We start from the raw sequence: 20,558 nt of genomic DNA, 5'->3' as shown, positions 1-20,558 counted from the left end.
ATTAGGCAGCCCCGACATTGGCAAATAACTCACGGTCTTTGACAATATCGCCGCTCGTTGCCACACGTTGCTTCTGCGTTTCGGCAAAATCAAGCATGCGTTGCAAGGGTTTTCTAGCCGCGACTGCCAGCTCAGGTGTCATTAATACTTCACCGCTATTATTGATCAGGCATTGCTCGATACCTTGTAGACCATTCATCGCCATCCATGGGCAAAACGCGCAACTCTTACAACTGGCGCTTTCACCTGCAGTAGGTGCAGCTAAGAAGCGCTTATATGGTGAGCGTTTTTGCATTTCGTGCAAAATACCCAAATCGGTGGCGACGATAAAGGTATCGGCATCCATCTCATAAGTCGATTGCAACAGCTTACTGGTCGAGCCGACCACGTCGGCCAGCGCCACCACGCTATCAGGGGATTCAGGATGCACTAATACTTTGGCCTCTGGATGATCCTCTTTTAATTGAATCAGCTCGGTCGCCTTAAACTCATTATGTACGAGGCACGAGCCTTGCCAAAGCAGCATATCTGCGCCAGTCTCAGCAGCAATATATTTACCTAAATGGCGATCAGGCCCCCAAATAATTTTTTCACCATTCGCATGCAAATGGCGAATGATATCGATGCCAATGGATGACGTCACCACCCAATCGGCACGGGCTTTGACGGCGGCGCTAGTATTGGCGTAAACCACGACTGTACGCTCAGGGTGAGCATCACAAAATGCGGAAAACTCGTCAGCAGGGCAGCCCAAATCAAGCGAACACTCGGCTTCTAGGTCTGGCATCAGTACGGTTTTTTCCATACTTAAGATTTTTGCGGATTCGCCCATAAAGCGGACGCCAGCGACCACTAACGTCTGGGCGCTATGCGCTTGCCCAAAGCGTGCCATCTCCAGCGAATCACCCACGCAACCGCCCGTTGCCAATGCCAAATCCTGAATAAAGGGGTCGACATAATAATGGGCGACCAATACTGCATTATGCGCATTTAATAGCTGTTTAATGTTTTCCTCGACTATGAGACGTTCAGCACGCGGCAAGTCTGCTGGCATTTTAGCTTTGGCATATTCAATATTCATTTGAGTAGCAATACGATTGTCATTGCTCATGATGGGCGCGTCGTAAGGATAAGTTTTCATAAATGCAAACCTTTTAGGCAGTAACGACAAGCAATATGCCGCTAAAAATAAGTCAATTAATATCGTTGGCTAGTCAGATGTTTTAATTATGCTCATTTTGAGCATAAATACAAGTATTTTTTATACATTTATGATTTATAAAGACTCATTTTATATAATTACAACCACGAACTATGATAATCGTTGATTCAAGCTATACTGAGCAAATGGTCAACAGCTTAGCAGTTGAGCTTTATTTAATAATTAAAATAAAAGGTAATCACTAAAGTCATGACGTTGTCTTATTCACACGCGCATCAGCAAGGTAGTGGCACCACAGAAGTCGTGGCCGTGCTAGTCGCCATTACTGAGCATACCGCTCGGGTCTTAACCGTTGATCAAGGAAAGCTGTTACCCAATGGTCCATTGATGCCGTTGCATCGCTCATTGCAAGCGGGTGTGCGCCAATGGGTTGAGGAGCAAACACAGCAACCACTTGGTTATTTGGAGCAACTCTATACCTTTGTCGATACCAATAGGCGCAATGTTGATGGTCACGCACTGGTCTACGTGAGCTATTTGGGACTGGTGCAAGAGACACAAACGCCGCAGCTACAAAGCCAAGCATTGTGGCGCGATTGGTATGATTACTTTCCTTGGGAAAATCATTTGGATGGCATACCTAGCATCATTATGAATAATATTGTGCCAGCATTATTGAGTTGGGCAGATAGCGCTAAAGATTCAGGCATTCAGCAGCGCCGCCGTCAGCGTATTGGTCTATGTTGGGGTGTAAGTGAAGCGCTCTTAGTGGGTGATATGCCCACAAGTGAAAATGCGGATAATGAATACACAGCATACGATCATTATGAAAATAGAGAGTGGGTCGCTGAGCATGTGTTACTGCGCTATGAGATGCTGTATGAAGCGGGACTGATACCGGAAGCACCAAACTATCCACCCAGCTATTCAATGAATCATCAAAGTGCTCACCAACCGAGCCATCAAAATAAGCTACCTGAAAACTGGTCACAGCTCATTGGGGTGCCAATGTATTATGATCATCGCCGAGTGATTGCAACGGCTATTTCACGGCTGCGTGCCAAAATTGAGTACCGACCGCTTATTTTTGGCTTGATGCCAGATGTATTTACCTTGTCACAATTACAACAAAGCGTAGAAGCGCTCTCAGGAGTGCGCTTGCACAAGCAAAATTTCCGTCGTTTGCTAGATTCACAAAAACTTGTGATGGAGACAGGGCAGAGTAGTAGTGCCCAACGTGGTCGCCCTGCCAAGCTTTATCGATTTCGTCATGATATTGAACTACAAAGCTTATTGATGGATAGTAAGTTGCCTAAGCGTAAATAGGAGTTAATAGACTACCTTGCTATCTTTATTTTTATGACTATAAAACCCTGTCGGCTGCCCAAAATGATGACGGTTCCTTGCGAGGCTGTTAACTTTACGCTATATTTATGCTCATTTTGAGTTTAATTGCATAAGCATATATGAACGCCACGTTTATTTAAGGGTTAAAGATGACAGTTAAAAAAGAACCAGCATTGGATGATGTATTGCTTAGACCTTTGGTTGAAGCTGCGCTAACTGAGGATTTGGGCAGACGCGGAGATGTCACATCACAAGCCACCATTCCAGCCGATATGCAAGCGAAGCTAGAGATTAAAGCGCGGCAAGCAGGCGTGATATGTGGTATGGATTTGGCACGTTTATCGTTTGCCATGGTTGATCCTCAGATTGAGTTTGTGGCTCAAGTTGCTGATGGTGAATGGGTTGATGCAGGTACAGTCTTGGCTAGTGTGCGTGGTAATGCCCGCCATTTGCTGACAGCAGAACGTACCGCGCTCAATTTTATGACCCACTTGAGTGGTATTGCGACAGATACCAGAAAAATTGTAGATAGTGTGGCAGAGTATCCTGCGCAAATTACTTGTACACGTAAGACTATTCCAGGCTTGCGCATTGTACAAAAGTACGCGGTACGCTGCGGCGGCGGGCGCAACCATCGTCTGGGACTGGATGATGCTATTTTAATCAAAGACAATCATATTGCTATCGCTGGTGATATAAAGACTGCGATTAAACAAGCCCAATATTTTGCTGGGCATTTAATACCCATCGAAGTAGAAGTCGATACTTTAGAGCAACTAGCGCAGGCACTAGACGCTGGCGTGAGCTTGGTGCTATTAGATAATATGTCCCCTGAAATACTATTGCAGGCAGTAACGATGTGTAAAGGTCGCGCGAGAACAGAAGCTTCAGGTGGTATTACTCCTGAAACGGTGCAAGCAGCAGCAAAAACGGGTGTTGATTTTATTGCCATGGGTTATTTGACGCACAGTACCACGGCATTAGATATCGGTCTTGATTTTAGCGCATGATTTTCAACATGGCTGTCTTCACATACCTGTCTTCACATATTTGTTTTAGCGATTAAGCTTTATGAGGTTATTTACCCGCCAAATAGTGGCTGATAGGTCAATGTTGAGCCTCTATTTTCGTTGATAGTCTGCTGTCAGAAAGGTAAGCAAAGTTAATGATTTAATTAGCTTATCTGCCTATGATACAATATAAGCTACAAAGTTATTGTTAACCATCTATTGGGTCATCGTTGCACTCGCACGATGACCTTATCTTTTTGCCCGATTTGACTAATAGACAAGCGAGCGCTCAGTGAATACTGAAATCATCAAGATAATCTTAGCCTTTATGGTACTGATTAATCCCTTTAGCGCTTTGACGTTATTTTTGGATTTGACCCGTGGTTATTCGATGAATAATCGACGTAAAGTGGCGCGTGTTGCTTGTTTGACGATTTTTATCACTATTAGTTTCTTTACGGTAGCAGGCGAGACACTACTAAAAGCACTTGGTATTTCTATCGGCTCGTTTCAGCTGGCAGGTGGTATCTTGGTGTTTTTGATTGCTCTTAATATGATGAATGGCGACGGTAATCCCGTGAAGCCCGATCAAGAAAACTTCGATGTTGACCATGTGCAAGACGCGCCGCCCACCATGGCAGCAGCGGTTGTGCCGATCGCCATTCCAATGATGATTGGACCAGGTGGTATCTCGACGGTGATTATTTATTCTTCACAAGTCTCTGGTATTTTGCAAGTATCTGCCATATTGATTGCTGGTTTATTTATCAGTCTGTTTTGTTATCTAGCACTGATGGCGGCAGGTCGTATCAGTCGCTTGCTGGGTGATACTGGATTGAACATCATGAGCCGAATTATGGGGATGTTATTGGCGGCAGTTTCTATCGAAATTATCGTTAATGGCTTACGCACTTTATTTCCTGATTTAGTGTAATGACGCTGCTACCTTATGTTTGTCCGTCAATTTTTTTGATTTATTCCTCAATGGGCGTGTTGAATATTCAACCCTAGCACTGACAGTGCCGATTTATGCATGTTTAATACGCCCTAATGAAAAGTACGTGCTAACCCATATCAAATTTAAAAATCAAAAATTCGGTTAGAAGCCATTTCTTGAGAATCGTCATATCTTAAGCTATGGCCAATTAATCACCAAAAGTATTCAAAAAAACACCATTCATAAAAATATGTTACAGTGGACAGACAACTATTATCATAGGAGTTAGTCTTGAGTAATAAAAGAATTGCTATTTTAGGTGCAGGTCCAAGTGGTTTAGCACAATTACGCGCTTTCGAAGCGGCTCGATTGGCTGGCGCAAAAAACTTACCTGAGATAGTTTGTTATGAAAAGCAAAACGCTATTGGTGGCATGTGGAACTATAGCTGGCGCACAGGGTTAGACAGAAATGGTGAGCCTGTTCACGGTAGTATGTACCGTTATTTGTGGTCGAATGGTCCCAAAGAGTGCTTAGAATTTGCTGATTATTCGTTTGATGAACATTTTGGTGAAGCGATCCCCTCATACCCACCGCGTGAAGTCCTAAAAGACTATATTATGGGGCGTATCGATAAACAAGATATCCAAAAATACATCCGCTTTGAATGTCCTGTACGTTGGGTAGCGTTCGACGATGAGACGCAAAAATTCACCGTGACGGTGATGAATCATAAAACCAATGAGCAAGAAGTGGAAGAGTTTGATTATGTCGTAGTAGCGACGGGTCATTTCTCCACGCCCAACATGCCTTACTTTGAAGGGTTAGAAACTTTCCCCGGTCGCATTCTGCACGCGCATGATTTTCGTGACGCCTTAGAATTCAAAGACGAAGATATTTTGCTCATCGGCAGTAGTTATTCAGCCGAAGACATTGGCACGCAGTGCTATAAGTATGGCACCAAATCAGTCACTATCAGCTATCGCACGCAAGCACTCGGCTATGACTGGCCAGAGGGTATCAAAGAAGTGCCTTTGGTCACCCATTTTGAAGAAGATGTGGCGCACTTTGCCGATGGTAGCAGCCAAAAATTTGATGCCATTATTATGTGTACCGGTTATCTGTTTCATTTCCCCTTTATGCCCGATGAGCTACGTCTGCAAACACATAACTGCTTATATCCAGCCAACTTGCACAAAGGGATTTTTTGGCAGCCAAACCCAAAGCTCATTTATTTAGGTATGCAGGATCAGTACTTCACCTTTAATATGTTTGACGCTCAAGCATGGTATGCACGCGATGTGATGATGGGCGATATCGAATTGCCTGAATTGGTACACCGTGAAGCAGATGAGAAAAAGTGGTTGGCAACTTATGCGAAGTGCGTGACGGTCAGCGATTCAATCGACTTTCAAGCCGCTTATATTCGTGATTTAACCAATGCGACCGATTATCCAGAATTTGCAGTTGAAAAACAGGGTGAAATCTTAAAAGAATGGCAAAAAGATAAAGCCGATAATATCATGACCTTTAGAGAAAAGGCGTATCGCTCTACGTTAACAGGCACGCTATCGCCTGAGTTGCCAGAGCCTTGGTTGGACGTCCTTGATGACTCGCTTGAGCATTTTTTGAACTTAACCTTCGTTAAGCCTAAAAAGCGTAAAAAAGTATCGTAAATAGTAAAAGTGTCAGATTCCAAAAAGCCAAACGCATTTATATAAGGTGTTTGGCTTTTTTATACTTATATGTAGAAGCTGTGTTAATGGTTTAGCCTATCACCTATTTTTGCCTTTATCGTTGTTTTTAACTTTGGTACAGATGCCACGCCAAATACAACATGAGTATCCCTACCAAAGCATCGAGTATATTCCACGCTTTTGGTTTGGCAAATAATGGTTTGAGTAATCGCGCACCATAACCCAATGCAAAAAAGAAAAAGAATGAGGCACTGACGGCACCGACTGCAAATGCCAGTTTACTGCTAGCACCAGTTGAAACCATACCGACGAGCACCAATGTATCTAGGTAGACATGTGGGTTCAGCCATGTAAAGCCAAAGCATAATAACAGAGCTTTTTTTAAGCTGGTGACGACTTGTCCCTCGATGGTGAGTGCATGTGTGACGCGCATACTGGCATATAAGCTTTGCAATCCATAGCCTAGCAAGAATAAGACGCCAGCAATTTTTGCGATTTTGACCACTTGCGGATATTGCGCCGTGACTGCGCCAAAACCGCCAACGCCAGCAGAGATTAAAAGAGCATCACTGACCGCGCAAAATAAGCAGACAAAAAATATGTGTTCGCGTTTTAGGCCTTGCTTAAGTACAAAGGCGTTTTGTGAGCCAATCGCGATGATAAGCGATAGCCCAAGTAAAAATCCAGCGGTGTAATCGGTCGTATTCATAATAGAGTGCTTAGCATGAGCGGATGAGAAATGTTGACATTTTGCTTACTGGCAGCGCGGTAAAAAGCTGTTAAGATACGCTATTGGGTAAATCTATGCAATACGAGCGCGATAAGCGTGTATGAGGCGAGGGGCAAGGTAGGTCATGGTGGTAAGTCTGACAAGAATGCTAAAGTCATTTGGGCAAGCGCAAGATGACCTGCCAACGCTAGCAGCCAAAAATGCTCAGGAAATGGTTATTAGTCAAGATATGACGGTGACTGATAACAATGATGAGAACGAACAAACTGTCAATCAGCATTCTGTGCTGACGCCTCCTGAGCGTGCAGATCGTATTTGTGATGCTCTAGCGCAAGTGAGTGATATCAGAACGCCGACACCATTGACTGATCGCTATCTGTCCAATCGCGCTCAGATGCGCCCGACCAATAGACCGCCCTTTGACCCCGATACCTTGTGGTATCTCAAACATGGACGCTGCCCGATTATGACTGAGCTTGTTGATGTGTTCGATGAAGCCACCCTAAACGCCATGCCTATCGAGGCAGTTGCGATACTAGACCGTATTAATGGTAAGTTAAAACGCTATCGTGAGTGGAGCAGCGAGCTCAATGAGCAACAGCAGCAGCATAATGAACGCCAGTTTGTCATCGATAAGCTGGTGTCAGAGAGTATCCCAGAAGCGCTATATCATTATGAGCAATTACAGCGCTTTAGTCCGCATCGCACCAAAAACAATATGGTGCAAGGAAGGATGACGGCAGGTGACATGCTGACAGATTTGTTTTTAGAGGTTGATTATGAACTTGATGAATTGCTAGATGAGCTGCATCAAACAGTGATGAACCGTCTTGCTTCAACGCATCGTTATGTCAAAAGCCGTACAAAAAGTTAATTACTAATAGATAATGGCTGTTAATTGGCATTATAAAATTAACATAATTCAGAGCTGTGATTAAATTGGGGACACGCCCTAACATGGTTTTCACACAAGCGACGTAATGCATAACAATATAGGGCTTTAATAGAGCCTTATTTTTTTGTTTAATAATAACCATCTATCTTATTTAGAATAATAAGCTATTTAAAATAAGAAGAAGTTTACCAAGCTATTTAGCCAAGCCATTTTATTCAACAATTAGGATACTCTAATGACTCAAGTTACTGCGATGTTTGTCATGTTCATTTTATATGGAGTGTTACCAGTCGCTGGGTTATATCTTGGGTATCGTGGTATCAAAAAAATGACTGCGCCTAAGATGCTTGAGTACAAAGCGATGCCGCAATTGGGTTACATCCCAGAAAAAAGCTTGCCTGTTGAAGTCAAAACAGCACTCGACCAAATCAATGAAAAAGGGGAGAAGCTGCGAGTCATTTATGGCGATACCAATAATGATGGCAAGATAGACGATAAAGACACGGTCAATGAAACCTACATTATGATTCAAAACCTAATGGACAGACATGTGCCACTTGCTGTGACTGACTATCGCCGCTTGCACGACTTAGATGTGGGGGAGGGCGCGCGCGCTGACACGACCAAAATTAAGCACTCTAATGTGACTGGAAAAGAAGCGCTATTAGATGTATTGCGTACCATTAATACTCAGTTTGATGATTTATTGAATGCCTCTTATCATCAAGATGGTCAAAAGCTGCTCGCGACCAACCGCTATCTACAAAAACGCTTTAATAATCCTGCTACTACGACAGATATGCAAAAGCTCGATAGCAATGTTAGTAGTGTCAGTAGTGCTAATATAGAAATTAAAGCGATTGAAGATCCAACTGGCGCAACTGGTGAGAATGTGAGTGCTGAGAATATTAAACTGTAAAGGCAAAGTGGTTTGATTAAACGATGAAGAGTAAGGGTATATGAGCATCTTAATAGGCATTGGCATTGTAACGACCGTTACCACCTTTTATTTGGGTAAAAAAGGCTGGCATGCGCTGCACAAAGCGGTCGGTATTTCGCCAGGTGTACTCACTTATCAGGATTATGATGCACCGTTGTCATTGTCCAAACTCAGTTGGCAGCAACTAAATTTAAATAAAAAATACCTGAAAGATTTGTCAGAGCCACAGCTGCGCCAATTAAAACGTATCGATGAAAAAGTAACCCGCTATCAAGTGTATCAAAAATCACTACAAGCTCAGCATAAAACGCCTGCCGTAACCGAGCAACAGTTTGTATTGAATAAGATGTTGCACACTAGGCTGCCTGAAATGCTTGCCAGTCATCATCATCTAGCGAATATTAATATAAGCGCTGACAATGCAGATAATGAAAAAAAGGCAGAAGCCAATCAGTTATTACAGCAGGTATTTAATAATATTGAGCAGCGTCTAGATAGATTATTAGAACAAATGGGAAGTCAGCAGTTACAAGAACTACGAGTAATGAGGAATTATATTAATAGCCACGATAGCTAAATATAAGTCGTCAGGTTGACAACGACTTTTTGTAAAACTTATATAAAAAAGCTGCCAATGATTATTCATCATTGGCAGCTTTTTTGTGGTCTACTTTAAAACTATTGAAGATTCAAAGTCACACTACATTTTACATTTAGGCGATTAACGCTTGTCGTTGCGGTCACGAGTATTGCGCGTACCACGGCTGGCAGGGCTAGCACTACTTTTAGGCTTCGCGCTGCTGTTACGATTGTCGCTACCACTGCGGCTATCGCTACGACTGTCAGTAGCGCGACGCGCTTTAAGCGGCTTGCTTCTGATACGCTCTTGCTTCTCTTTCGCTGCGCCATGCAGACCCGTACCATAACGAGGACGCAAGCTCACTAGATCGGTCAACGTATTGATGTCTTTTCTGTCGAGTTCTAAGAAACGACCAGTACGTAGCTCTTTTGGTAGAGCAATCGTACCGTAACGCGTGCGCAGTAGACGGCTTACTTTCAGGCCTTGTGATTCAAACAAGCGACGTACTTCACGGTTACGACCTTCTTTTAGTTGGACGTGATACCACTTGTTGACGCCTTCACCACCGCCTTCTTTGATATCTTCAAACTTTGCAAGGCCATCTTCTAGCATAACGCCAGCCGTTAATGCACGTGCAATTTCAGGCGTGACTTCACCCAATACACGTACTGCGTACTCGCGAGTGACTTCACCAGACGGATGCATCAAGCGATGCGCCATCTCACCATCATTGGTAAACAATAATAGCCCGGTTGAATTGATGTCCAAGCGACCAACCATCACCCAGCGATCATGAGTCAGTTTTGGTAAACGCTCAAAAACGGTTGGACGACCTTCTGGATCTTTAGCAGAGCAGACTTCGCCTTCAGGTTTGTAGTAAGCGATAACACGGCGACGCTTTTCGTTTTCAGAGGTGTATTTGATCTGACGACCGTCAACGCGAATCTCATCGCCTTGCTCGACGCGATCACCAATGGTCGCAGGTCCGTTATTAACAGTAACACGCCCTGATTTTATGACTTCTTCCATTTGACGGCGTGAGCCAAGACCCATACGGGCGAGGGCTTTCTGTAATTTTTCATCTTTCATAATCATGTCCTTGAGTCGGTGGGTTTACATTTCTCAATGTAAAAAATTGGATTGACTATTCTACGCTATTTTGATGACTTTAGCACGCAAACCAGTATCTACAAACGGTATCAATTTATCGTTTTACATTAATAAAAGAAAGTTTGCTAAATTAAAAGAGATTTCTAAAATAAAAGTTGATTAGGGTGTTGTGAAACTAAGCTATTTGCACACAAATGCTTATATTTATTTTTTAATAAAACAGTAAGTTCTCTAAGTATTATTAAGATCAGTTAAGCAGCATAACCAATACCAAATTTCTATTTTCGGCAGCATGAACCGTAAAAAATACTGCTAACACCTTTTAATATGTCCTCCTATTTAGATTTTTCTGTCTTTTTGTTTTTATTGATATGCGCTATACATTATTTACGAGAAGGGCTTGCGTAAAATAAATTAACTAAAAAAACTGTTCTTACATCAATGTTTATAAATATTGCGTTATGTATAGTTTAGGTGTATATTCAATAAATACATCCTTTTTTATGAATATATTGATAGCAGCAAGGCACTTATTTTTGATTCACGAATATAAATATGAGTAACTGTTATGGTTTATAAATATTTCATTTCTGTACAAAAGCGCTCCTTAATAGCGAGTGCGTCTTGCTTATTGCTGACAGTATTACTCAGCAGTTGCACCATAAATTCAGGACTTCAGTCTGGAAAATTACCTGAGTCAGGGACATTCACTGCAGAAAACGGTCTACAATTCTATATTCAACCTTTGAGTTTGGCTAATCTACCACCTAAAGAAGCCGTCAATCTTGATCGAGATTTATATCATTTAGTAAAAACATCTGGGCGTGTCAGCTATGGCATTGCTAAAGGGGATGTTCTCAATATTATCCTGACCAATTATCCAGATATTAACGCCTCAACGTCTAGTCTGACCGTTGACCAGCAAGGGTTTATACAATTCCCCTTAATAGGGAGAGTCAAAGCCAGTGGTCTCAGTGTGCCGCAGTTCACTGCCACTTTGCAAAGCAAGCTTCAACGCTATCTCAAATACTCAGATCCTCAGGTCAAAATCATCAACTACCGTGGTAGTAAGTTTTTCGTAGATGGTGAGGTCAAGCAGTCTGGTGAGTTTGTTATCGCAGATGTGCCCATCTCAGTATATGGCGCTATTTCTATGGCGGGTGGTACGACTGATACGGGTGATTCAAACCATATCGTATTAAACCGTCAAGGCAAAAGTTACAAGCTCGGTATCCAATCATTAAATCAAATGGGGCTGTCTGCCAATCAAATATACTTACAAGACGGCGATGCTATTCATGTCAATAGCCAAAGCCGCAATAAGGTCTATGTATTGGGAGAATTTGGCAAAATTGAGCCCGTTGCTATTCCTGAGCAAGGGCTGAGCCTAGCGCATGTATTAGGTGAGTCAAATGGATTGAATTCTAATACGGCCAATGCGGCCAAAGTATATATCGTTCGGGATAATCCAAAGTATCAATACACCAATATTTATTATGTCGACATGCAGAGCATCACAAGTTTTGCTTTGGCCAGTCGTTTTGACATGCAAGCCAATGACATCCTTTATGTTGATCCAACTGGCTTGGCGCGCTGGAACCGTATTATCAGCGCCATACTGCCTTCAACATCAGCAATCAATGTGATTTCAGGGATATAGGAGTCAGTCATGCGAGCGTTTGATCAGATCTTGGTTGTTTGTGTTGGCAATATATGCCGCAGCCCGATGGCCGCTGCCATATTAACGGCATATTATCCAGAAAAGCACATCGACTCTGCTGGTCTGTCAGCGCTCGTAGGTCACGCAGCTGATGCCAAAGCGGTTGCATTGATGGCTACTCATAATATAGACATCAGTGCTCATATCGCCAAGCAAATTGATGAAGCATTAGTCAGTCAGTCAGATTTAATTTTGACGATGACAACCAGCCAAACAAAATGGATTGAAAGTCAGTGGCCGCACTGTCGCGGAAAAATCTTTCGAATTGGGCATTGGCTTGATAAAGATATTGCTGACCCTTATCAGCAGGATGACTCAGCATTTGAGAAGAGTAGACAAGATATTATCGATAGTCTTGAACAATGGACTGACAAGATTAGCGACGCGCCATCGATTAGAGCGTTGAAGTTCAGCGAATGCTATTAAACGATCAACATTGAGCGATGAGTATATGGTTATGAATAATATGGATTCAAAAGACCTATCAACGTCTACGGGCGAAAAAAACAATGACGACATCGATTTAATGGCGCTGGCTTTAGTATTGTTACGTGGTTGGAAAATTATTGCTCTCATGGCGATATTGGGGCTTTTACTAGGGCTTTTGTATACCCGCTATGTGAATCCCATCTATAAATCAGATGCGCTGATACAGATTGAAGAAAATACTCAAGGAATAGAGGCGCTTGGTGAGAGTATCTCAGAGTTGGTTGGTGCAGAAGTTAGCAAAGCGGAGACAGAAGCAGAGCTGATACGATCACGTATGATATTGGAGCCGGTGGTTGAGCTATTGCACCTACGCATTAAGCTAACAGATCCCAATATTGGTCATCTTGATAGAATAAAAAGCAATCGTACTTACACGCAATTAAACACACCGGATGATGTGTCACTTGATACCGAAAATGGCATAGTAAAAGTCCGCCAATTTGATGTATCACCAGCGTACTTGAACCAACCTTTTACACTAACAAAATCTGCTACAGGGTTTGTTTTGAGCAATGGGTTTGATGAATTTAAAGGTCAGCTTGGTCAGGCGCATCAGTTCAAAGGGTTGGACGGTCAGATTAATATTACTGTCACAGAGTTACCTGCTGATGGTTACCCAATTAATATTAGTAAGCAGACGATAAAGGCTGCGACTGACGCTATCAACGGCGCCTTATCCGTTGAAGAAAAAGGTCAAAAAACGGGGATTATTCAGCTGTCGATGACGGGTCCCAACCAAGAGCAAATCACGACTATACTCAATCAGATTGTCCAATCCTACGTCGATCAAAACCAATCTCGTGGCTCTGAAGAAACGACCAAAACACTTGCCTTTATGGAAACGCAGATACCTCTATTAAAAGAAAAATTAGAGACTTCTGAAGCACTGTTTAATGACTTTCGTAAAAAATATGGCACGATTGATGTGGGTAAAGAAGCTGAATTGTTATTGAATGAGAAGTCGCGCATTGAGGAGCAGCTCAATGAGCTTAGACTCAAAAAAGCAGACCTAACTACTTATTACACCGAAGAACATCCACTGGTCATTCAAATTAATGAACAGCTCAAAGTGCTGAATAATAGAATAAGAGAGATAGACAATACCATTGCAGGTCTCCCTGAAATACAGCGAGAGTTTTTAAAGCTGTCAGAAGATACCGCCATCAATCGAGAAATCTATCTGACGCTGCTCAAAAACTATGAGCAACTTAAAATCGTCAAGGCTGGTCAAATCGGCTATGCCCGTATTATCGATTCACCGACCAGCACCTTTAATGCCATTGCACCAAATAAACTACAAATCCTGATGCTGACCACATTGATAGGCATGATGTTTGGGGTGATGATGGTGCTCTTGAAGAACCTTGTTAGAAATGTCGTAAAAGATCCAGAGCATTTAGAGGTCACAACGGGCATCCCTGTCATCGCAACGATTCCACGCTCACCCTTACTGTCGAGGTTGAGTAAAAAGAAGAATACCACCCCTCGCATGCTCGCTCATGTTGATCACAGTAGTTTGAGTTATGAGGCGATCAAAAGCTTAAGAACCAATTTGATGTTTGGTATGCCAATGGGGACAGCGGTCGGGCAGCCCGCGCAAGTCATATTGATTACTGGGGAGAGCCCTGGTGTGGGCAAGTCGTTTATCGCTGCCAATTTATCAGAGGTATTTGCCCAGCTCAACAAAAAAGTCTTGGTCATAGATGGTGACATGCGCTTAGGTGAGCTGCATAAAATGTTTAATATGAGCCAACATGATGGTCTTGCCGATTATTTGTTGCAGGATAAAAAGCATTTTTCTCCGATTGATGGTACTCGATCAGACAGTGAGGTTCCTAGCTTAGGGGTCGAAAGCTTTATTCACCCCACTGGTATGGAGTTGATTGATTTCATACCGCGCGGACGGCAACCGCATAATCCCACCTCCTTATTGATGGGCGAAAAATTCAATCATTTGATGGCAGAATTAAAAACTCAATACGATTATATTGTCATCGACTCACCCCCGATATTGGCGGCGTCAGATGCTATGGTACTTGCGCAACATGCAGACAAAGTACTCATCGTTACGAAGTTTAATCATTCAATAGAAGGGCAGCTGGTTTATGCGATCAAGCAAATGAATAAAGCCAATGTACAAGTAGATGGCATTATTCTCAATGATGTACAGCAGGGTCTTATGGATAAATATAGCTACCATTATCATTATGCCTATGGAGATAACCGCTAGTTTGCGTGGTTGTCGCTCATAAGCAAACCAACTTAATTGGGTGGATATTATGTTTATAAAAACAGAGTCAAACAATGCTTATCAATCGTCCAGTGGTTTTAATCAATGGTCGAAGCGTATGGCTCTGTATTTATTGTCATTACCACGCCTGACTAAAAGTACCCTCTTATTTAGTATAGATTTTGCCATGTCGATCTTTTGCCTATTATTGGCATTGATGCTACGACAAGGGTATATGGCCTCTCATATCAGTCTTGCAGCATTGGCTTTTTATGCATTCGTGCCGGTTGCTAGCTTATATCTTATTGGTTTTTATCGCAGCGCCTCTCGAGGGTTTTTTGATGCAGTGATGGGTCGTGTGCTGCAACTGTTTTTTTTACTTATTATTGTTTATCAAGTCATCATTTATTTGAGCCCATCAGCGACAATACCGCGCTCAGCCCCCGTTATATTTTTATTTCTATTTTTTATTTGGCTGTGGAATAGTAGGCTCATGATCCGCGCGTTACTGAAACGTCTACAGGGTGCAGGTCAAAGCCGTCGTCCAGATGCCTGTTGTGACAACGTGATTATCTATGGTGCAGGAGAAGCTGGTCGAGAGTTGCTAGAAAGTTTGAGGCATTCTTATCAGTACAATGTGGTGGCATATATCGATGATGATCCGCAGCTTACTGGGGCTTATTTACATGGCAAACAAATATATGCGGCTCACGCGCTTCCGTGGTTGATAGAAAAACTCAATGTGGCGCAGGTGATTTTAGCCATGCCCTCTATGAGCCGTGCTCGTAAAAAACAGATTATGGACAGTCTGTCAGGTATCTCCGTTAAGATAAAAGACTTGCCAAGCTTACGTGAGCTTGCTGATGAGATAGTAACCGTCAGTCATATACGACCCGTTGACATACTAGATGTGCTCGAACGAGAAACGGTCGAACCTGTTGCGGAGTTGCTACAAAAAAATATCACGGGCAAAAATGTTCTCGTTACCGGGGCAGGTGGTTCAATCGGTAGTGAGCTGTGTCGGCAAATCATTAAAAATAAGCCTAAATGCTTGGTGCTATATGAACAGTCTGAGTATGCTTTATACACTATAGATCAAGAACTTGGTAATCTAAAAACAGCGAATGCTGATTATCAAAATATTGAGATTATTAGCATTATCGGCAGTGTCAGTAACGAAAAAAAATTAATCAATATATTCGAAAAAAACCATATAAAAACGATTTATCACGCTGCAGCCTATAAGCATGTGCCTATTGTTGAGTCCAATCCCTTTGAGGGCACCATCAATAATACCAAAGGCACCTACCATTGTGCCCGTGCTGCGATACAGGCTCGCGTTGAGACTTTTGTGCTGATTTCTACTGACAAAGCCGTGCGACCTACCAATGTCATGGGAGCGTCCAAACGCTTGGCTGAGTTGGTCTGCCAAGGATTGAGCCAAAGTAACAGTCAGACTTGTTTTAGCATGGTGCGTTTTGGCAATGTTTTAGGGTCATCAGGCTCTGTGGTGCCGTTATTTACCAAACAGATTGAGCAAGGAGGTCCGATCACCATCACTCATCCAGACATCACACGCTATTTTATGACGATTCCAGAAGCGGCCAGTTTGGTTATTCAGGCAGGTGCGATGGCATTCGGTGGTGAAGTGTTTGTGCTTGATATGGGCGCGCCCGTCAAAATTGTTGATCTGGCAAAACGTATGATTCGTTTGACAGGTTGTGAGCTAAAAGATGAGAGCAATCCCAATGGCGATATCGAAATCGTATTTACTGGCTTGAGACCGGGTGAAAAGCTCTACGAGGAGTTAATCATTGGTGAAGACAATATCGAACCTACTTTTCATCCATTGATTATGCAAGCAATGGAGCACAGCTTTCCTTTGCAAGATATCGAAAATATTTTATTTGAATTTGCAGAAAAAGCAAAGCAGCAGGATGTGGTCTGGCTAAAAACACAGTTTAAGTTTTTTGTCGAAGGTTACCGAGAAGGGTCTGATAAAGATGGCGAGGTAGAGAAAGTAGATACCACACTGACAGATGAAATGGGTTAATAGAGAGAGGCGCGCTGTCATAAATTCCTTACAAGTTCTGTGAGTCACTAAATTGGACAATATGTCATGAGCTCTGGAGTATTTTCATCGATACAGAGCACAATAAACAGGTTGAAAACCAGTCACTTTGTGCGAGATGTGGTCATGGTCGGTGGCGGGATTGCTGCTGGACAGGCCATCGCCATGATTTTTATGCCATTTCTTACCAGACTATATAGACCTGAGGATTTCGGTATCGCTGCTGCCTTTACTGCTATCGTCAGCATTATTACGCCGATTGCCACTATGGGCTATGCCAATGCAATCGTGATGCCTGACAGTGATGAGGATGCTGCGGCCATTGCCCGATTGTCCATATTGCTCAGTGTGGTTATAGCTGTCCTCTCATTCATTGTTGTCTATGTCGGCAAGTTTTATTTGGCAAGTTGGATGGGTATGGAAAGCACGCCAAACATGCTATATCTCATACCATTAACGCTATTAGTCGGTGCTTTTCTTTCTGTCGCTGATCAGTCTGCTATTAGAGTGGGCTTATTTAAAGCGAAAGCTCGGGCTTATGTGGAAAGCAAGCTTGTGACAGATAGTAGTAAGCTGATAGGCGGTATGCTAGCACCTTCAGGGATGTTGCTTATTTTATTGACGATAGCAGGGCAGCTCACAAACTTTATCATGCAGATGCTTCGTGTACCTAGAGTAGGTGTATTAAATGTGCGTCATTGGTTTGGTACTAAGGGTGTTCGACATGCCGCCATATCGCAGCGTGATTTTGCGATATATCGTATGCCACAAAGTATCCTGAATGCGGCTTCAGTGGGGTTGCCAACTATCTTGTTAGCATCACTATTTAGTGCCTCTTCTGCAGGGCAGTATTCGTTGGCTGTCCTTGTGCTTGGTGCACCCGCGATGCTGTTAGGTCAGGCGGTTGGAGAGGTTTTCTATCCTAAAATTACGCGTGCCATCACAGCAAATTCACCTGAGGCTTATCAATTTTTATTAAAAGTGACGTTGATTTTATTGGTGGTTGGTATTGTGCCATTCGGTACGGTGTTCGTTTTTGGTGATTATCTTTTTTCTTTAGTGTTCGGTGTAGAGTGGGCATTGGCAGGTAGTTATTCGCAGTGGCTGTCTATTTGGCTTTTGACCAGTTTAGTGTCTGGTGCGAGTACTGCGGCATTGCCAGCATTGCGTTTACAGCGATTTCTTTTGATTAGAGAAGTGTTTGCAGTGGTATTTCGTGCTGCAGCGCTGTATGTAGGTTTTGACGTTTTTGAGTCAGATATGATAGCCATTGCCCTTTTCTCATTTGTTGGGGTTTTGCTCAGTTTATCTATCATTTATGTTGCTTTTCGGCGTCTTGTTCATATCGATGAAGTGGAGCAGTAGGTATGTTTTTTGACTGCTTTGAATGTCATAAAGGATATGTATGAGAAGTCTCAACTTGAGAGGCTCACTATGATTTCAGTCATTATCGCTGCATTTAATGCCGCTGCTACTATTGATCGTTGTATTAATAGTATTGACGTTGCGAAAAAGAATCACGACATTGAACTGATAGTCATTGACGATGGTTCTAAAGATCATACTGCTAGCCTATTGCATAGCTGGGCAAGTACTAGGTCATGGATTACGGTGAAATATCAAAAAAATGGTGGCGTGGCAGAGGCTCGTAATACTGGGCTCGATATCGCAACCGGCAATTACATCGTTTTTATAGATGCGGATGACACCATTGATGATTGGTATTTTGATTTTGTTTTTGAACAAGCTGTAGATCGAGATGTCGAGATGTTGGCATTTGGTCATAAACGCATGATGCTGGATGGTTCTGTTATTAAGCGTCCTAATAGTGCGGCAGAATACTCACGGCAAGATATCGAAACGCTACAACTGAGAGTGACAGAGAATAGACATATATATTGGTATGCCTGTACCAAGGTGTATAGAAAAAATTTAATTGCAGAGCTGCGTTTCGATAGCGACGTCAAATTTGGTGAGGATGGTATTTTTAATATCGCATGTCTAAGCAAAGCGAATCGTTTATCGGTGCTGCCAGACTGTCCATACAACTACTATGAAAATGCGACCTCGATAACAAGCTCACAATATAAATCAGGGCTTTTGGAGTCCATTGAAGCGGACTATACAGCCAGAGTCAGGATACATGATTGGTCGATCAGTGCTACTGAAAAGCAAGTGCTATTATCGGACTTTGCTCGTAGTTATGTTGAGCATATGCTGCCATATTTACTTAATAATTTGGCACATATCGATATGAAAAAGCGTCGTGCAGAGTTAATAAAAATACGACAGTCTTTCGTTTATCAGAACTGTTTGCCGCATTATTATCAACGACATCCAGCACGCGGCATTCGTGTATTGATTTTATGTTTTTCACGGCGCTGGTATGTTATGACGCTGGTTTTTCTTCAACTGTCTTGGTCGAAAGCAAAGGTGAAAAAATATGCTTAATATTGATTTGTTGCCTCAGCCTTTACGCAGTGACGAGAAGGGTCAAAAGCGCTGTTGTTTGCTGCAACAGACAACAGCTAGTGGGCAAATGACTGAGAAGGCATTGTGGTTTGTATATCCAGCGAACTTGCCAATGCCAGAAGACGATGATTGTGATGCTTATTTACTGGCCACATTATTGCCCGCGATGCAGATGCGAGCAGCCATTCATGTGCATGGTAGCGTGTCGCATGAGCTATTAGCCAACCTGACAGAGCTACAGTATGTTTGGAATAAGTGGTTGCCAGAGCGTTATTTTTTGATTGATATACAAGTTGATCGTATTAGAGAGAGCGACGTACAAGTAGATGGTGCGATTGCTGCATTTTCTGGTGGCGTTGATGCTCAGTTTACCGCTTATCGTCATGCGACAGGCAGAGCAGGATACGCCACACGAAATATTAAAGCAGGGGTTTTTGTGCATGGCTTTGATATACCTTTAGAGGATACAAAAGGCTTTGCCAGTGCAGCAAAAACAGCGACAAAAGTACTTGCAGATATCAATATCGATTTGGTCATTGTGAAAACAAATATTCGAGGACTTTGGGACATCAACTGGGAAGACTATCATGCTGCTGCTATCGCTTCGGTCTTATGTGGCTTAAAACGATATGCAGGAATTGGGCTCATTGGTAGTGGTGATTCTTATGATGTATTGATTAGTCCTTGGGGCTCACACCCAATCACTGACCCGCTGCTAAGTTCTGGCGACTTTAGACTCATTCATGATGGTGCAGGCTTTAGTCGTTCAGAGAAGCTTCAAACTCTTTCAGCATGGCTATTGGGTATAGAGAATTTACGTGTCTGTTGGGCTGGAGATAAGCATGATAGTAACTGCGGTCGCTGTGAGAAATGTGTTAGGACGCGTCTCAACTTTTTGGTTGCAGGTATAGATAACCCTCAATGTTTTAGCGAGCCCATGGACTCATCACTTTTTAAATCAATGGCTCTAAAGGGCAGGGCTGTCAGCATAGATTGGAAGTTAATTCGTCATGAGATGATTAAAACGGGTAGAGGTCTTGAATGGCTGCCATACATTGAAAAAGCACTCAAACGTAAACCGCCTCCTAACTTGAATAGATTGTTTCCTGTTGGCTCAAGGCGTCGTATGTGGGTGAAGAAGCTGTTAATGAGAAACGAATAAGGGAGCAT

At 42.7% G+C, this 20,558-nt stretch carries 17 protein-coding genes; 14 read left to right on the top strand and 3 right to left on the bottom strand.

The annotated features are described in order from the left end of the window. Nucleotide 1: 1 nt before the first annotated feature. Entirely contained in the window at nt 2–1,141 is a 1,140-nt protein-coding gene (gene nadA / locus ACT3S4_RS09860) for a quinolinate synthase NadA (protein WP_444760974.1), read from the bottom strand. Between the two features lie 270 nt (nt 1,142–1,411). Here nadA and ACT3S4_RS09855 point away from each other — a divergent pair, with 270 nt between their 5' ends. The 4 genes from ACT3S4_RS09855 (at nt 1,412) to ACT3S4_RS09840 (ending at nt 6,130) form a co-directional block, all read left to right on the top strand. Further along, nucleotides 1,412–2,488: an NUDIX hydrolase gene (locus ACT3S4_RS09855; protein ID WP_444760973.1), complete on the top strand. Its 1,077-nt coding sequence runs from the start codon at nt 1,412–1,414 to the stop codon at nt 2,486–2,488. A 170-nt stretch (nt 2,489–2,658) separates the two neighbouring features. Continuing rightward, nucleotides 2,659–3,519, top strand: a complete 861-nt coding sequence (nadC, locus tag ACT3S4_RS09850) for a carboxylating nicotinate-nucleotide diphosphorylase (RefSeq protein WP_444760972.1) — start codon at nt 2,659–2,661, stop codon at nt 3,517–3,519. Between the two features lie 292 nt (nt 3,520–3,811). Beyond that, nucleotides 3,812–4,453 carry a MarC family protein gene (locus ACT3S4_RS09845; protein ID WP_083475671.1) on the top strand — a complete coding sequence of 214 codons (642 nt, stop codon included), beginning with the start codon at nt 3,812–3,814 and terminating at the stop codon, nt 4,451–4,453. Between the two features lie 294 nt (nt 4,454–4,747). Further along, nucleotides 4,748–6,130, top strand: a complete 1,383-nt coding sequence (locus ACT3S4_RS09840) for an NAD(P)-binding domain-containing protein (protein WP_444760971.1) — start codon at nt 4,748–4,750, stop codon at nt 6,128–6,130. Between the two features lie 127 nt (nt 6,131–6,257). Here the strand turns inward: ACT3S4_RS09840 and ACT3S4_RS09835 are convergent, their stop codons facing one another. Continuing rightward, nucleotides 6,258–6,860, bottom strand: a complete 603-nt coding sequence (locus tag ACT3S4_RS09835) for a LysE/ArgO family amino acid transporter (RefSeq protein ID WP_444760970.1) — start codon at nt 6,858–6,860, stop codon at nt 6,258–6,260. Between the two features lie 166 nt (nt 6,861–7,026). Here ACT3S4_RS09835 and ACT3S4_RS09830 point away from each other — a divergent pair, with 166 nt between their 5' ends. The 3 genes from ACT3S4_RS09830 (at nt 7,027) to ACT3S4_RS09820 (ending at nt 9,293) form a co-directional block, all read left to right on the top strand. Next, nucleotides 7,027–7,755, top strand: a complete 729-nt coding sequence (locus ACT3S4_RS09830) for a hypothetical protein (protein ID WP_444760969.1) — start codon at nt 7,027–7,029, stop codon at nt 7,753–7,755. A gap of 256 nt (nt 7,756–8,011) precedes the next feature. After that, nucleotides 8,012–8,695 carry a hypothetical protein gene (locus ACT3S4_RS09825; protein ID WP_201559946.1) on the top strand — a complete coding sequence of 228 codons (684 nt, stop codon included), beginning with the start codon at nt 8,012–8,014 and terminating at the stop codon, nt 8,693–8,695. A gap of 40 nt (nt 8,696–8,735) precedes the next feature. Beyond that, complete coding sequence (locus ACT3S4_RS09820) at nt 8,736–9,293, top strand: hypothetical protein (protein ID WP_201559945.1); 558 nt, start codon at nt 8,736–8,738, stop codon at nt 9,291–9,293. Between the two features lie 144 nt (nt 9,294–9,437). On the opposite strand, the gene rluB is transcribed toward ACT3S4_RS09820, so the two are convergent. Continuing rightward, nucleotides 9,438–10,385 (bottom strand): 23S rRNA pseudouridine(2605) synthase RluB, encoded by a 948-nt coding sequence (gene rluB / locus ACT3S4_RS09815; protein WP_045444804.1) that lies wholly within the window; start codon nt 10,383–10,385, stop codon nt 9,438–9,440. Between the two features lie 589 nt (nt 10,386–10,974). On the opposite strand from rluB, the gene ACT3S4_RS09810 reads away from it, so the two are divergent. The 7 genes from ACT3S4_RS09810 to ACT3S4_RS09780 all read left to right on the top strand — a co-directional run bounded on the left by ACT3S4_RS09810 (nt 10,975) and on the right by ACT3S4_RS09780 (nt 20,550). Further along, nucleotides 10,975–12,066: a polysaccharide biosynthesis/export family protein gene (locus ACT3S4_RS09810; protein WP_444760968.1), complete on the top strand. Its 1,092-nt coding sequence runs from the start codon at nt 10,975–10,977 to the stop codon at nt 12,064–12,066. A gap of 9 nt (nt 12,067–12,075) precedes the next feature. After that, on the top strand, nt 12,076–12,552 hold the full coding sequence (locus ACT3S4_RS09805) for a low molecular weight protein-tyrosine-phosphatase (RefSeq protein ID WP_201559943.1): 477 nt from the start codon (nt 12,076–12,078) through the stop codon (nt 12,550–12,552). Nucleotides 12,553–12,577: 25 nt separating this feature from the next. Next, nucleotides 12,578–14,845 carry a polysaccharide biosynthesis tyrosine autokinase gene (locus tag ACT3S4_RS09800; RefSeq protein ID WP_201559942.1) on the top strand — a complete coding sequence of 756 codons (2,268 nt, stop codon included), beginning with the start codon at nt 12,578–12,580 and terminating at the stop codon, nt 14,843–14,845. Between the two features lie 49 nt (nt 14,846–14,894). Next, complete coding sequence (locus ACT3S4_RS09795; RefSeq protein ID WP_201559941.1) at nt 14,895–16,898, top strand: nucleoside-diphosphate sugar epimerase/dehydratase; 2,004 nt, start codon at nt 14,895–14,897, stop codon at nt 16,896–16,898. Between the two features lie 111 nt (nt 16,899–17,009). Further along, the gene (locus ACT3S4_RS09790; RefSeq protein ID WP_250163856.1) at nt 17,010–18,281 is read left to right on the top strand and encodes an oligosaccharide flippase family protein; all 1,272 of its coding nucleotides are present in this window, start codon (nt 17,010–17,012) and stop codon (nt 18,279–18,281) included. Nucleotides 18,282–18,350: 69 nt separating this feature from the next. Next, nucleotides 18,351–19,367, top strand: a complete 1,017-nt coding sequence (locus tag ACT3S4_RS09785; protein WP_444760967.1) for a glycosyltransferase family 2 protein — start codon at nt 18,351–18,353, stop codon at nt 19,365–19,367. After that, on the top strand, nt 19,360–20,550 hold the full coding sequence (locus tag ACT3S4_RS09780; protein WP_444760966.1) for a hypothetical protein: 1,191 nt from the start codon (nt 19,360–19,362) through the stop codon (nt 20,548–20,550). The genes ACT3S4_RS09785 and ACT3S4_RS09780 overlap by 8 nt, the downstream gene beginning before the upstream one ends. Nucleotides 20,551–20,558 lie beyond the last annotated feature (8 nt).

It is taken from the genome of Psychrobacter sp. AOP30-A2-5 (assembly GCF_052378115.1).
In the GTDB taxonomy this organism is placed as follows: Bacteria; Pseudomonadota; Gammaproteobacteria; order Pseudomonadales; family Moraxellaceae; genus Psychrobacter.
The sequence above is the reverse complement of the archived record's forward strand: the minus strand, read 5'-3'. Positions and strand labels throughout refer to the sequence as shown.